The sequence below is a fragment of the Micromonospora sp. KC723 genome, assembly GCF_004348595.1.
Taxonomy (GTDB): Bacteria; Actinomycetota; Actinomycetes; order Mycobacteriales; family Micromonosporaceae; genus Micromonospora.
On record NZ_SMKD01000016.1, the window covers coordinates 51,627 to 65,525 of the forward strand.

General features: G+C 72.9%; 12 protein-coding genes and 1 pseudogene. 10 read left to right on the plus strand and 3 right to left on the minus strand.

Annotation, left to right across the window (positions count from 1 at the left end; all coding sequences use genetic code 11):
* The first annotated feature begins 3 nt into the window (after positions 1-3).
* From E1165_RS06415 to E1165_RS06430, 4 genes are all read left to right on the plus strand, one after another.
* Entirely contained in the window at positions 4-1,284 is a 1,281-nt protein-coding gene (locus tag E1165_RS06415; RefSeq protein WP_132388679.1) for an ABC transporter permease, read from the plus strand.
* 44 nt (positions 1,285-1,328) lie between these two features.
* A complete protein-coding gene (locus E1165_RS06420; RefSeq protein ID WP_132388681.1) occupies positions 1,329-2,036 on the plus strand; it encodes a cytidine deaminase in 708 nt (235 codons plus the stop codon).
* Between the two features lie 55 nt (positions 2,037-2,091).
* Positions 2,092-3,372: a thymidine phosphorylase gene (locus E1165_RS06425; RefSeq protein WP_132388683.1), complete on the plus strand. Its 1,281-nt coding sequence runs from the start codon at positions 2,092-2,094 to the stop codon at positions 3,370-3,372.
* 119 nt (positions 3,373-3,491) lie between these two features.
* On the plus strand, positions 3,492-4,172 hold the full coding sequence (locus E1165_RS06430; protein WP_132388685.1) for a DUF4272 domain-containing protein: 681 nt from the start codon (positions 3,492-3,494) through the stop codon (positions 4,170-4,172).
* A gap of 1 nt (position 4,173) precedes the next feature.
* Here the strand turns inward: E1165_RS06430 and E1165_RS06435 are convergent, their stop codons facing one another.
* Positions 4,174-5,046 (minus strand): putative RNA methyltransferase, encoded by an 873-nt coding sequence (locus E1165_RS06435; protein ID WP_132388710.1) that lies wholly within the window; start codon positions 5,044-5,046, stop codon positions 4,174-4,176.
* Between the two features lie 163 nt (positions 5,047-5,209).
* Here E1165_RS06435 and E1165_RS06440 point away from each other — a divergent pair, with 163 nt between their 5' ends.
* Together E1165_RS06440 and E1165_RS06445 are read left to right on the plus strand one after the other, a co-directional pair.
* Positions 5,210-5,623, plus strand: a complete 414-nt coding sequence (locus tag E1165_RS06440) for a PPOX class F420-dependent oxidoreductase (RefSeq protein WP_132388687.1) — start codon at positions 5,210-5,212, stop codon at positions 5,621-5,623.
* Between the two features lie 47 nt (positions 5,624-5,670).
* Positions 5,671-6,747: an adenosine deaminase gene (locus tag E1165_RS06445; protein ID WP_132388696.1), complete on the plus strand. Its 1,077-nt coding sequence runs from the start codon at positions 5,671-5,673 to the stop codon at positions 6,745-6,747.
* Here the strand turns inward: E1165_RS06445 and E1165_RS29765 are convergent, their stop codons facing one another.
* Positions 6,748-7,062: a hypothetical protein gene (locus E1165_RS29765; RefSeq protein WP_243704621.1), complete on the minus strand. Its 315-nt coding sequence runs from the start codon at positions 7,060-7,062 to the stop codon at positions 6,748-6,750.
* Between the two features lie 481 nt (positions 7,063-7,543).
* Here E1165_RS29765 and E1165_RS06455 point away from each other — a divergent pair, with 481 nt between their 5' ends.
* From E1165_RS06455 to E1165_RS06470, 4 genes are all read left to right on the plus strand, one after another.
* Positions 7,544-11,080 (plus strand): sensor histidine kinase, encoded by a 3,537-nt coding sequence (locus E1165_RS06455; RefSeq protein WP_132388700.1) that lies wholly within the window; start codon positions 7,544-7,546, stop codon positions 11,078-11,080.
* A complete protein-coding gene (locus E1165_RS06460; protein ID WP_013283992.1) occupies positions 11,077-11,481 on the plus strand; it encodes a roadblock/LC7 domain-containing protein in 405 nt (134 codons plus the stop codon). Before E1165_RS06455 ends, E1165_RS06460 begins: the two co-directional genes overlap by 4 nt.
* 102 nt (positions 11,482-11,583) lie before the next feature.
* Positions 11,584-11,961 (plus strand): DUF742 domain-containing protein, encoded by a 378-nt coding sequence (locus E1165_RS06465; protein ID WP_088964879.1) that lies wholly within the window; start codon positions 11,584-11,586, stop codon positions 11,959-11,961.
* 1 nt (position 11,962) lies between these two features.
* Positions 11,963-12,556, plus strand: coding sequence for an ATP/GTP-binding protein (locus E1165_RS06470; RefSeq protein ID WP_091260490.1), 594 nt, complete (start codon positions 11,963-11,965; stop codon positions 12,554-12,556).
* Positions 12,557-12,808: 252 nt separating this feature from the next.
* Here E1165_RS06470 and E1165_RS06475 read toward each other — a convergent pair.
* A pseudogene (locus E1165_RS06475) lies at positions 12,809-13,899 on the minus strand (transposase); the annotation flags it as partial.

The window sequence follows — 13,899 nt, forward strand, 5'->3', positions numbered from 1 at the left end:
GGCATGTCCACCACGGCTGTTCCCGATGTCGCCGTCGCCCCGGTCGACCAGGGCTTCTGGACCCGCCACCGCAAGACCGGCGCGGTCCTGCTGGCGCTGGGCCTGCTCGCCACGGTGCTGTTCGGTGCGCTGGCCACCGGCCAGCAGGCGCGTTTCACCCTCAGCGAGACCGAGGGCGGCGCGGCGTTGGAGATCAACGGCACCGTCGGCGCGATCCTGTTCGGTGTCGTCACCCTGCTGGCCGGCGGCGCGTTGCTGGCCGGTATGCCGAAGCGCCGGTTCACCCTGGTGCTCGGGGTCGGCCTGCTCGCCTTCGTGTTGAGCTTCCTCTGCTGGCAGGTCTCCGCCGCCCCCGAGGGACGCAACTTCATGCCCCTGGTGAACGTGGTCCGGGGCACCTTCGTCCTGGCGCTCCCGCTGATCTTCGGCGCGCTGGCCGGCGTGCTCTGCGAGCGGTCCGGCGTGGTCAACGTGGCCATCGAGGGGCAGTTGCTGATGGGCGCCTTCAGTGGCGCGCTCTTCGGCAGCCTCTCCGGCAGCGTCTGGGTCGGCCTGGTCGCCGCGGCGGTCGGTGGCGCGTTCATCTCGCTGCTGCTGGCCGTGTTCGCCATCCGCTACCTGGTCGACCAGGTGGTCATGGGCATCGTGCTCAACCTGCTGGCGGTCGGCGTCACCGGCTTCCTCTACGAGCGGCTGATGCAGCCCAACGCGGAGCGGTACAACAGCGCTCCCCGCTTCGCCAACTGGGAGATCCCGCTGCTCAAGGACATCCCGTTGATCGGGCCGGCCCTGTTCCGCGGCAACATCTTCCTCTACCTCGGCCTGCTGCTGGTGCTGGTCATCCACATCGCGCTGTTCCGTACCCGGTGGGGCCTGCGGACCCGTTCGGTGGGCGAGCACCCGACCGCGGCCGACACCCTGGGCGTGAGGGTGCTGCGGCTGCGTTACCGCAACGTGATCATGGCCGGGGTGGTCGCCGGCATCGGCGGCGCGTCGTACACGCTCGCGCTCTACACCTTCACCAAGAACATGATCGGCGGTAAGGGCTTCATCGCCCTGGCAGCGTTGATCTTCGGCCGGTGGAGCCCGACCGGCGCGCTGCTCGCGGCGCTCTTCTTCGGCTTCGCCGACCAACTCGCCACCTACCTCGGTGCGATCGGCAGCGCCATCCCGAGCCAGTTCCTGGCGATGCTGCCGTACCTGGCGACGATCCTCGCGGTGGCCGGGCTGGTCGGCCGGGTCCGGGCACCGGCGGCGGACGGCAAGCCGTACGTCAAGGGCTGAGCCCTCCGTGCGCCTGACCGGCGTGAATTGGGCAGAATGATGGGATGACGGAGATCGACTGGGAGCGGCTGCGGGCCGCCGCCACCGAGGTGATGCGGCACGCGTACGTGCCGTACTCGAAGTTCCCGGTCGGCGCGGCCGCCCTGGTCGACGACGGCCGGATCGTGGTCGGCTGCAACGTGGAGAACGCCGGCTACGGCGTCACCCTGTGCGCCGAGTGCGGTGTGGTCTCCGCGCTGCACGCCACGGGCGGCGGCCGGCTGGTCGCGATGTCGTGCGTGGACGCCACCGGCGAGCCGCTGATGCCCTGCGGCCGGTGCCGGCAGCTGCTCTGGGAGAACGGCGGCCCGGAGTGCCTCGTCGAGACGAGGGACCGGCCGCTGCGGATGGCCGAGCTGCTGCCGCACGCCTTCGACGTGGCCGACCTGGAGGCGGTCACCCGGGAGCGCCCGGTGCCGGTGGTGCCGGACCGGCTGGCCGCCTGGCGGGGGCGGGGCACCGTCTTCGTCCACCCCGACCTCTCCGCCGGGCAGCAGGTCTGGACGGCGTACTGGGAGCGGTCGGCGGGTGACGCGGACGCCGCCGAGACGGGGGTGCTGGAGGAGGGCCCGAGCTGGGACGACCCGGCCGAGGCGATCACCTGGGGGCTGGCCCGGACGCCCAGGGTGGTGGTGGTCGACGCGTCGGGCACCATCTTCTGGGCCGGCGAGGGGGAGCCGCCGATGGAGATCCCTACGCGCTGGGGTGGTTGAGCTTGGGGATCGGGCCGTGGGCCGGTATCTGCAACGACTTCAGAAGGAACTCAAGGTGAGTGCGTTCACGGCGGTTGACGTCATCCGGACCAAGCGGGACGGGGGAGTGCTGAGCGACGCCCAGATCGACTGGGTCGTCGACGCGTACACCCGGGGGCTGGTCGCCGACGAACAGATGTCGGCGCTGGCCATGGCGATCCTGCTGCGCGGCATGACCGGACCGGAGATCGCCGGGTGGACGGCCGCGATGATCGCCAGCGGGGAGCGGCTCGACCTCTCCGCCGTCGAACGGCCGACCGTCGACAAGCACTCCACCGGCGGCGTCGGTGACAAGATCACCCTGCCGCTGACCCCGCTCGTGGCCGCCTGCGGCGCCGCCGTGCCGCAGCTGTCCGGGCGCGGTCTGGGCCACACCGGCGGCACCCTCGACAAGCTGGAGTCCATCCCCGGCTGGCGGGCCGCGCTGAGCAACGACGAGTTCATCGACCAGCTCCGGGACGTCGGCGCGGTGATCTGCGCGGCCGGCGCGGGGCTCGCGCCGGCCGACCGCAAGCTGTACGCGCTGCGCGACGTCACCGGCACCGTCGAGGCGATCCCGCTGATCGCCAGTTCGATCATGAGCAAGAAGATCGCCGAGGGGACCGGCGCGCTGGTGCTCGACGTGAAGGTCGGCTCCGGCGCGTTCATGAAGTCCGTCGACGACGCCCGGGAGCTGGCCCGCACCATGGTCGGGCTGGGCGGCGCGCACGGCGTACGGACCGTCGCCCTGCTCACCGACATGTCCACCCCGCTCGGCCTGACCGTCGGCAACGCGATCGAGGTGACCGAGTCGGTGGAGGTGCTGGCCGGTGGCGGCCCGGCCGACGTGGTGGAGCTGACCCTGACGTTGGCCCGGGAGATGCTGGACGCGGCCGGCCTGCCGGACGCCGACCCGGCCGCCGCGCTGCGGGACGGCCGGGCGATGGACGCCTGGCGTGCGATGGTCCGCGCCCAGGGCGGCGACCCGGACGCGCCGATGCCGACCGCCAACGAGGTCGAGGTGGTCCGCGCCCAGGCCGACGGCTTCGTCTCCACCGTCGACGCGTACGCGATCGGGGTGGCCGCCTGGCGGCTCGGCGCCGGCCGGGCCCGCAAGGAGGACCCGGTCAGCGCCGCCGCCGGTGTCGTGCTGCACAAGCGGCCCGGCGACCCGGTGCGGGCCGGGGACCCGCTCTACGAACTCCGTGCCGACCAGGCGACCCGGATCCCGGCGGCCCGGGCCGAGGCCGAACGGGCGGTCCGCGTCGCGCCCGTCGCGCCGGCCCTGCCGTCGCTGGTGATCGAGCGGATCAGCTGACCGGCCGGCCCCGGCCCGGCCGGCCGGGGCTCACCACCCTGCCGGTCGGGGGGCTATATTCCCTGGCCAACGGGGGTTGGCCGGTATCACCTAGCTGCGAAGGGACAGGGACCTGAGCCGTGCGCGCATCCGCCCCCGACCCCCGGGAAGTACGTGAGGCGAGCCTGGACGAGTTGTCCCGGCTGGGCCTGCCGTTGCCGCCCGCCCAGTTCCCGCTGGTGTGGGAGCCCGGTGACGAGATCGAGCTGCGTCCCACCGCCGAGATCGAGGCGCGGATCGCCGTCCTGCACCTCATCCTGGCCCGGTGTTTCGGCATGCCGCCGCGGGCGGCGCTGGAGTGGCTGCTCGCCTCCCACCTGGTCGAGATGGTCACCCCGCCGGAGTGGGAGTTCGTGACGGCCGGCAAGGGTGACCACCGTTCCTTCGTCCTGCACCACGACGCCCTCTTCTCGCTGGCCTGGGTGCTCGGGCTGACCAAGCAGCTCGACCCGACGATCCCGGTGGACGAGCGGCTGGTGGAACGGATGCCGCACATCGCCGGCGGGGAACTGTTCGGCCAGTGGCGGGCCCGCGTCCTGGCCGCGCCCCAGCACCCGGCGGACGCCGCCGCCCTGCTCGACCTGCACTACTGCCTGGACTGGGCGTACCTGGAGACGGAGAGGGCCGGTCGGCCGCTGCCCGGCCTGGTGGACGCCAACGCGATCGGGCAGCGCCGCTGGGCGTTGGAGTGGGCGGTGGTGCTGCGCGGGCCGTACCACGAGGAACCGCCGGGCTGGGAAGAGGTCGACCTGTCCACCTGAGTCAGCGGGGCCGCCAGACGGTCAGCCGGACCTCGGCGGTCACGGCGACCGGCCGGGGGAGCCCCGCGATCCGGGCGGCGAGTCGCGCCGGCTCGGTGTGCCAGGCACTCGGACCCATCCCGACCAGGGTCGTCACCTCGTCACCGGTCAGCGCGAGCCGGGCGGTGTGCACCTCGTCGCGTACCGGGTCGAAGTGGCCGGCGAGACTGTCGGCGACCCGGTCCGCCTTGGCCGGGTCGACCCGGAGCAGGTCGAGCGCGTCGACCAGCTCGGCGAGATGGGCCCCGGTGGGGGTGACCACCAGCAGCGCTCCGGCCGGGTCGAGCACCCGGTGGAACTCGGCGCCGTTGCGCGGCGCGAAGACGTTGAGCAGCACGGCGGCGGAGGCGTCGGCCAGGGGCAGCCGCTGCCAGGTGTCGGCCAGCGCGGCGGCGGCGCGGGGATGGGCGCGGGCCGCGCGGCGCAGCGCCGGCTTGGAGACGTCCAGGGCCAGGCCGACGGCGCCGGGCAGCGCCGCCAGCACCGCCGCGAGATGCCGGCCGGTGCCCGCCCCGACGTCCACCACCAGGGGGTACGGCCCGACGCCCGGCTGCCCGTCCGACCGGTCGCCGGTGGGTTCCGGGGCGACGATCCGGGTGGCCGCCTCGGCGAGCGCGGCGGAGACGACGTCGTAGTGCCCGGCGGCCAGGAAGTCCGTCCGGGCGGCCACCATCGCGGCGGTGTCCCCGACGTGCGGGGCGCGGCCGGTGAGCAGGTTGACGTACCCCTGCCGGGCGACGTCGAAGCTGTGCCGGCGCGGGCAGCGCAGCGCCCGGGTGTCGGGGGCCGGGGCCAGCGGTTCGGCGCAGACCGGGCAGCGCAGCCGGGCGAGCACCCGTGGATGCGCCCCGGCCCAGGGCTGTTCGGGCGGGCGCGGCGCGGTCACCCGGTGAGCCTACGTGAGCTGATCGGGAGCTCCGGCCGGGCGCGCGGCTGCCGCTGGTGCCGCCGGCCGGGTGCCACCCGGGGGTGAGCCCGCCAGCTTCTACGCTGGTGACATGTCAACCAGATTGTGGGAGCTGTTCGGAGACCGGGGTCGCGGCGTGCTGGCGACCCTGCGTCGCGACGGCCGGCCCCAGCTGTCCAACGTCGACTACCTCGCCGAGCCGGGTCTGATCCGCTGCTCGACCGTCGGCGACCGCGCCAAGGCGCGCAACCTGCGCCGCGACCCCCGGGCCAGCTTCCACGTCACCACCGCCGACGGTGGCGCGTACGCCGTGGCCGAGGGCGTGGCCACCCTCACGCCGCCCGCCGCGACCGAGGACGACGCGACCGTGGAGGAACTGGTGGAGGTGTACCGCCGTATCCGTGGCGAGCACCCCGACTGGGCGGAGTACCGGGCGGTGATGGTCGCCGACGGCCGGGTGGTGGTCCGGCTCGCCGTCGAGCGCGTCTACGGCTGGCGCCCCTGAGCGCGGTCCGGTCACGGCCCGCATCCCGCGCTGACTAGGGTCTGAGCATGGTCGCAATCCGATACGAGGACATCGTCAAGGTCCCGAAGGCGCTGCTGCACGACCACCTCGATGGCGGGCTGCGGCCGGCGACGGTCGTCGAACTGGCCGCCGAGGCGGGCCACGAACTGCCCACCACCGACCCGGAGGATTTGGGTCGCTGGTTCGCCGAGGCGGCGAACTCCGGCTCGCTGGAGCGCTACCTGGAGACCTTCGCGCACACCGTCGCCGTCATGCAGACCGCGCAGGCGCTGCGCCGGGTGGCCCGGGAGTGCGCCCTGGACCTGGCCGCCGACGGGGTCGTCTACGCCGAGGTGCGCTTCGCCCCGGAGCAGCACCTGGAACGCAACCTCACCCTTGACGAGGTGGTGGAGGCGGTGGTGGCCGGCTTCGTGGAAGGCAGCGCGCAGGCTGCCGAGGCGGGCACCCCGATCCGGATCGGCACCCTGCTGACCGCGATGCGGCACGCCGCCCGGTCGCAGGAGATCGCCGAGCTGGCCGTGCGGCACCGGGACGCCGGGGTGGTCGGCTTCGACATCGCCGGCGCCGAGGCGGGCTTCCCGCCGACCCGGCACCTGGACGCCTTCGAGTACCTGCAGCGGGAGAACTTCCACTTCACCATCCACGCCGGCGAGGCGTTCGGGCTGCCCTCGATCTGGCAGGCCATCCAGTGGTGCGGCGCCGACCGGCTCGGCCACGGCGTACGGATCGTGGACGACATCACGCCCGGCCCGCGACCGGTGCTGGGCCGGCTGGCCGCGTACGTCCGGGACAAGCGCATCCCGCTGGAGCTGTGCCCGTCGTCGAACGTGCAGACCGGCGCGGTCGCGTCGATCGCCGACCACCCGATCGGCCTGCTGCGTGACCTGCGTTTCCGGGTGACGGTCAACACCGACAACCGGCTGATGAGCGGCACCTCGATGTCCCGGGAGATGGCGCTGCTGGTGGACGCCTTCGGCTACGGCTGGAAGGAGCTCCAGTGGTTCACCATCAACGCCATGAAGAGCGCCTTCATCCCGTTCGACGAGCGGCTGGAGATCATCGACCAGGTGATCAAGCCGGCGTACGCGAAGCTGCTGGACTGATCAGAGCGGCGGGTGACCGGCGACCATGCCGGCCACCCGCCGCAGGATCTCGCCGGCCGGGGCCGCCTCGGCCCCCAGGCCGGTCTGCCGCCGCAGCACCGCCGGTTCCGCACGCAGCAGCGCCACTCCCCGCCGGACCAGCACCTTCGGCGCCTTGCGCTGCTCGGCGAGGTCGCGGGCGAGCCGGCGGAGGAAGGTCGTGCCCCGGGGCCGGCGCAGGGCGTACGCCCCGGCGAGCAGCCCGCGACGCCGGCACTCCGCGACGATATCGGCGGCGAAAATCCCTTCGGCGATGAAGAGTGGCGATCCGGTCACGTCGAATGCCCGGGTGGCCACTCGTCGGTCGGCACCGATTGCATAAACCGGCACTTCGGCCTTGCCTGCGTGGGCCAGTCGGGCAATTGTTTCCACGGCCGTCACGGCGTCCCAGGAGCGCGGTGAATCCCAGTCCACCTGCCCGTCGTGACGCGGCAACGTAGGGTCATCGCCGTCCTTGTAGAAATCGTCCAGGCAGAGCACTGGGAGTCCGGTTCGCTGCGCTATGTACGACTTTCCGGAGCCGGACGGGCCGGCGAGGAGGACAACACGGTGGCGGTATTCCATGACGTTGGGTAACTCCGGCCAGACGGAACGCTATCAAATCGCATCAACATCTCATCACACCCTCCGGGACGGCCAACCTGGGCTTTCTCTTTCTGAGGCGGCGTGATGGAATCTCGGGGGTCCGACCCGCCGGGTCGGTCGCTGGGCGTTGCCCGGGGCAACGCGGGTACGCTGCAATCGCGAGGGCGGTGACGTGAGCAAACGACCAAAGACGGCGGGCTCCTTCCTGTCGCGTCTGCGTCGGCCGGCCGGTCGACTCCGCGACATGCCGATCTGGTCCAAGCTCGGTCTGATCATGATCGTGCCGACCATCGCCACGGTCGTGGTCGGCACCAGCGGCCTGGTCGACAACCTGCAGACGCTCAACAACGCCAACCGGGCCGGTGACCTGGCCAACCTCGTCGGATACTCCGGTGACCTGGTCGGCAGCCTCCAGGACGAGCGGACCTCCGCGGTCCTGCTGCTGGGCGCGCCCAAGGGGCAGGCCCGGGAGCAATACCAGGAGGCGTACAACCGGGTCAACCTCAGGGTCGACCAGTCCAAGGTGCCCTACCTCCAGCAGCGGGCCCAGCTCGAGGACCTCCCGGGCAGCCTGGACACCCTGCTCGACCGGATCAACCAGGATCTCACCGACCTGCCGGGCACCCGTAGCCAGGTGTTCAACGGCAAGCTGACCATCAGCGACGCGGTCGGGTCGTACCAGGGGCTGATCAACCAGTTGATCAGCGTCCGGGACTCGGTCACCCAGCTCGCCGGCGACAACGACCTGAGCGACCGGATGCGGGCCGCCACCTCCGTCGCCCGCGCCAAGGAGTTCCTGTCGCTGCGCCGCGTCGCGGTGCACCAGGTGCTCATCCAGAAGGCGTACATCTCGCCGCTGCGCCGCGACTACATCGCCAGCCAGACCGGCCAGGCGCTCGCCCTCCAGAACTTCCAGGTGGTGGCGACGCGCGCCGAGCGGGAGTTCTTCGACCAGACCGTGGCCGGCGCCGACCGTCGCCAGGCCGACAACTACAGCGGCTGGATGGACAGCCGATCCAGCGAGAGCATCGCCGGCGTGCCGTTCGGGCCCGACCAGTGGGACGCGGCCATGACCGCCAACGCCGGACTGTTCCGCACCGTGGAGATCAAGCTCGACGGCGACGTGGTCCGCCAGGCCGACGCGCTGCGCTCCGACGTGCAGCGCACCGTCTTCCTGCAGACCGGTCTGCTGCTGAGCATGCTGCTGCTGGCCATCCTCTTCGCGTACCTGGTCGCCCGGTCGATGGCCCGCTCCCTGCGCGACCTGCGCCAGGGCGCCCTGTCCATCGCCCAGCACGGCCTGCCGCAGGCGGTGGCCCGGCTCCGTGATCCGCAGATCAGCGCGCAGCTCTCCCCGGTCCAGCTGGCCAACCAGATCGCCGAGCCGCTGCCGGTACGCAGCAAGGACGAGTTCGGCCAGGTGACCGAGGCGTTCAACGCGGTCCACCTGGAGGCGGTCCGCACCGCCGCCGAGCAGGCCGCCCTGCGCTCCTCCGTCGCGACGATGTTCGTCAACCTCGCCCGCCGCTCGCAGATCCTGGTCGACCGGCTGATCGGACACCTCGACCGGCTGGAGCGCGGTGAGGAGGATCCGGACCGCCTCGCCGAGCTGTTCCAGCTCGACCACCTGGCCACCCGGATGCGCCGCAACGACGAGAACCTGCTGGTCCTCGCCGGTGCCGACTCCACCCGTGTGCAGCGCGAGCCGGCCGCCCTGATCGACGTGCTGCGCGCCGCGCAGTCCGAGGTCGAGCACTACACGCGCATCGAGTTCGGAATCATCGACCGGGACATCGAGGTCTCCGCCCACGCGGTCAACGACATGGTGCACCTGGTCGCCGAGCTCTTCGACAACGCGACCGCCTTCTCGCCGCCGGACTCCCAGGTCATGGTCGAGGCACGCCGGCTCGGTGACCGGTCCACCCTCTACGTCGAGGACCGCGGCATCGGCATCAGCGCCGAGCAGCTGGCCGACCTCAACGAGCGGCTGTCCACACCGCCCCAGGTCGACGTCGCGGTCTCCCGGATGATGGGCCTGGTCGTGGTCGCCCGGCTGGCATCCCGGCACGGCGTCAAGGTCGAGCTGCGTCCCGGCGCCGACCGCGGCACCGTCGCCGAGGTCACCATGCCCGCCTCCGTGCTGGTGCCCAGGGCGCTCGCCGGGCGGGGGCCGCAGACCGCCGCGCTGCCCGGTGGGCCGCAGACCGGTTCGTTCCCGGCCTTCGGTGCTCCCGCCGCGCCGCAGACCGGTTCGTTCCCGGCCTTCGGTGCTCCCGCCGCGCCGCAGCCCGGCCCGTCCCCGGTCTTCGGTGCCCTACCCGCGCTCGGCAACGGCCCGACGCCGCCGGCCCCCCGGCCGGGCGAGTCCGGCAACCAGGTCACGCTGGGTGGCCGGCCGTTCGAACCGACGCCCCGCAACGGCTCGGCTACCCCGGCCCACCTGAGCGGGGGGCGTGCCATGCCCGCGTGGTCCGACCTCACCGGGGCCACCGGGGCGAACGGCAACGACAGCCTCCCGCCGCGGCCGGCCAACGGCCAGCCGGTCAACCCGCTGCCGCAGCGGCGCACGTCCGACGGCGACCCGGCGGTCACCGGCCAGCAGCCGCCGATCCCGCGGCAGCTGCCGAGCAGCCCCGAGGCGCGTCCCTACAGCGCCCCGCCGGTCTCCGTGCCCCCGGTCTCCGCGCCGCCCTTGCCGCCGGTCTCCGGCGTCCCGGTGTCGGGCCAGCCCGTCTCCGCCGCGCCCGTGTCGGCTCAGCCGGTCTCCGGCCAGCCCGTGTCGGCCTCGCCGGTCTCCGCGCCGCCCCGGCAGGCCCCACCCGCCGCCGGCGCCCCGCCGGCCTGGCCGCCGGTGGCCAACCCGGAGCGGGAAACGGCAGCTCCGCCGGTGCCCGAGCGGCTCGCCGCCGCCCTGGACATGACCACCGAGCTGCCCCGGGTGGCCCGCCCCGAGCACTCGACGCCGGCCGGGCCGCAGCCCGCCGTGCCGCAGGCGCGTACCGGGCAGGCCGCGCCGGTCAACCGGCCGCCCACGCCGCAGGAGACGGCGAACCGGCAGCGGTACGCCGACGAGACCATGGAGCTGCCGATCTTCCGGGAGCTCGAGTCGGCCTGGTTCCGTACCCGCAAGCCGGGCCCGGAGGAATCGGCAACCAAGGCGGCCAACGGCGCCGCGACCCAGCAGATGCCTGTCGTCGACGTCACCGGTCACCCGGTCCAGAAGCCCGCACCACCCACGGCAGGTAATGCGTCGATGGCCACCACACCGACCGCCGGAGGAGCGTCGTACGGCAACGGCCCGGCGGCGCACGGGAGCACCCGCCCCGCGTTCGCCGACAGCACGCCCCACCGCCGGTCCGCCCCGCAGTCCCCCGGTTGGCAGACCGCGGCCGACGACGGCTGGCGTGCCGCGGTCGCCGCCTCCGAGGTGCCGGTGGAGGCCACCACCCAGACCGGTCTGCCGAAGCGGACGCCGATGGCGCAACTCGTGCCCGGCGCCGTGGAGAAGCCCACCACCTCGGTGCAGCGGCGTACACCGGAAGGGGTGCGTGGTCTGCTCTCCGCCTACCATCGAGGCGTGCAGCGTGGTCGGAGCAACCCCTCGGACAGCAACCCCACCAATCCGGAGGCGACTCCGGGAGGGCAGCAATCCTCGCAGCCTGGCTCCGGCCCGGCAGCCGGTAGCGGGCAGAAGGAGCAACAAGGATGACTACTACGCAGGATCTCGGTTGGCTGCTGGCCAACTTCGCCGACCGGGTGCCCGGTGTCGCGCACGCGGTCGCCGTCTCCGCCGACGGACTGCTCCTCGCGTCGTCACGAGACCTGCCACGGGACCGGGCCGACCAGTTGGCCGCGATCGCCTCCGGCCTGGTCAGCCTGACCCAGGGTGCGGCCCGGTGCTTCGAGGGTGGCGCGGTGCTGCAGACCGTGGTCGAGATGGACAACGGCTTCCTGTTCCTGATGTCCATCTCGGACGGTTCCTCGTTCGCCGTGCTGGCCGCCCGCAGCTGCGACGTCGGCCAGGTCGGCTACGAGATGGCGCTGCTCGTCGACCGGGTCGGCGACGCCTTGACGCCGCAGCCGCGCACGGCTGTCGGGATGATGGGCTGACCGAGCTGACCAGGCGGTCGGCGCGGCAGCAGGAACGGAACAACAACGACGGGTATCACCGGGCGACAGCCGGTACCGGGTACGAAGGAGGTGAGCGGCGACATGGCCGATCGTGACGAACCGACCGGAGCGTTGGTCCGTCCATACGCCGTGACCCGTGGTCGTACCCGTCCCCGGCTCGACATCGCCATGGAGGCGCTCGTCGAGACGACGGTGCGCGGTCGGGCCGCTGCCAGTGGCAACGGTGGCCAGGGCCGCGAGCACCAGTACATCGCCGCGCTGTGTGACGGGCGTGTGCAGTCGCTCGCGGAGATCGCGGCGCGGATGCAGCTCCCACTGGGTGTGGCCCGGGTGCTCATCGCCGACATGGCGACGGACGGCCTGGTTGCGGTCCACGAGCCGACCATCCTGGACGACTCGGACGACGCGGTGGGCACTGAACTGCTGGAGAGGGTGCTGAGTGGACTTCGCAGGCTCTGACATGTCGCACCGGCCGCCGGCCCCGAGCGGTCGCGTGACGTCGGCGAAGATCGTGATCGCCGGTGGTTTCGGCGTCGGCAAAACGACGCTGGTCGGCTCGGTCTCGGAGATCACGCCGTTGACCACCGAGGCGATCATGACCTCCGCCGGCGTGGGCGTCGACGACACCCGGCAGGTGCCGGGGAAGACGACGACCACGGTGGCGATGGACTTCGGTCGTATCTCGATCGACCGGGACCTGATCCTGTACCTGTTCGGTACGCCGGGCCAGACGCGTTTCTGGTTCATGTGGGACGAACTGGTGCGCGGTGCCATCGGCGCGGTGGTCCTGGTGGACACCCGCCGGTTGGCCGACTGCTTCGCGGCGATCGACTTCTTCGAGCACCGGCGGCTGCCGTACCTGGTGGCCATCAACTGCTTCGACGGGATGCAGTACCACGACCCACAGGACGTCCGGGACGCGCTGGCGATCTCGAGCGACGTGCCGGTGGTGGCCTGCGACGCCCGTAACCGGGAGTCGACCAAGCACGTGCTGATCTCCCTGGTCGAGTACGTGCTGACGATGCGCCGTTCGCGCGCGGTCGCGCCGGCCTGATCGGTTTCGACGCGCCCGGTGGCGGCACCCGCCCGCCACCGGGCGCGTCTTCGTGTCCATCGCGCGGGGAGAGACGCCGCTGGCGTTGCTGGTGGCGGCACCGGGGATGGTGCCGTCTTCGGCGGCGGTACGGCACCTGTACGGCAGCGCGTACCGGCTGGCACCGCCCGTCCAGGAGTTTGCTTCAGCCGGTGGTCCCGAATCGGCGTCGCCCGGGCGCCTCCCAGCGGGCGGGAGGCGCCGTCGAGGCGGTCAGGAGCGGTAGCCGGCGGACCGGAACTCGTACTCCCGGTCCTCGTCCCGTTCGGCAGGGTCGCGGCTGAAGTCCCAACCACCGGCCGACTCGCGGCCCGGTCGGCCTCCGACCGCGAACCCGCCGATCTCCTGCCCCCGACGCCAGCCGCGGAAGTAGCCGGTGGTGTTCTCGGCGAGGCTGGCGGCGTCGCGGACGATTCGCAGTGGACGCTCGTCGCGCAGCGGCGAGCCGGGTACGAGGTTGGCCTGCGGAACCCGTTTGGGCAGGCCAGCCTTCGTCTCCGAACCGACGGCCGGGCGGGCTGCCTGCTCGGCGGCCTGCCAGCCGGTGTCCGCCGTGGTCGACCACTCCATCTCGGTGGACTCGGTGTGCCCGACGAACCACGCGGACTTCGCCTGGGCGAAGATCAGCAGGTCGCCGTCGCCCTCGTCGGAGACGGGCGGGGGCCGGTGCTCCATCGGGGCGGGCCGGCGTGCGGCCGGCTCCGACTGGCGCTCGGGGGCCGGCGGCTCACTGCGGGCTCCGCGTGCTCCACGGCCGGGTTCTTCCCGGTCCACCAGCCGCAGCGGCGGTGACTCCAGGCCCGGGTCGGTCGGCGGGCGGAGATTGTCACGCAGCGCCCGGTCCGCCAGCGGTGGCGGCTCGACGAGCCGCAGCATCGGCGGCTCCTGGGGCAGGTCGTCGGCGAGCCACGGCGGGGTGACCCGCCGCTCCTGGCCGGGCTCGCCCGGTGTGTCGGCCTGCCGGCCGGCCCGGTCGCCGTACGACGGAGCCCCGGGGTTGCCGGTCGGGCCGTCGCCCGGGTCCTCCGGGTTGTTGACCAGCGGCCAGTTGGCCCGCGAGCCCGGTGCTGCGGCCTCGGGCTCGGGACGCGGGGTCGGCACCGGGACGTTCAGGTCGGTCGCGCTGAAGCCGCCGGTCGACGAGGAGAGTGCCCCACTGGGCTTCGGGCGGGGTGGGATCACGGTCCGCTGCCGCTCGGCACGGGCACTGTTGATCGCCGCCGTGGTCAGCGTCGGCCGGAACGGTTCACCGGCTTCGGCGGGGGGCACGTTGCCGCGCTGTGCCGGCGCGATCGGCGTGATGC

Coding starts and splice junctions, on each gene's coding strand:
- E1165_RS06440 (WP_132388687.1), top strand. CDS start 5,210: ATGTCAACCAGATTGTGGGAGCTGTTCGGAGACCGGGGTCGCGGCGTG.
- E1165_RS06420 (WP_132388681.1), top strand. CDS start 1,329: ATGACGGAGATCGACTGGGAGCGGCTGCGGGCCGCCGCCACCGAGGTG.
- E1165_RS06470 (WP_091260490.1), top strand. CDS start 11,963: ATGTCGCACCGGCCGCCGGCCCCGAGCGGTCGCGTGACGTCGGCGAAG.
- E1165_RS06415 (WP_132388679.1), top strand. CDS start 4: ATGTCCACCACGGCTGTTCCCGATGTCGCCGTCGCCCCGGTCGACCAG.
- E1165_RS06460 (WP_013283992.1), top strand. CDS start 11,077: ATGACTACTACGCAGGATCTCGGTTGGCTGCTGGCCAACTTCGCCGAC.
- E1165_RS06445 (WP_132388696.1), top strand. CDS start 5,671: ATGGTCGCAATCCGATACGAGGACATCGTCAAGGTCCCGAAGGCGCTG.
- E1165_RS06465 (WP_088964879.1), top strand. CDS start 11,584: ATGGCCGATCGTGACGAACCGACCGGAGCGTTGGTCCGTCCATACGCC.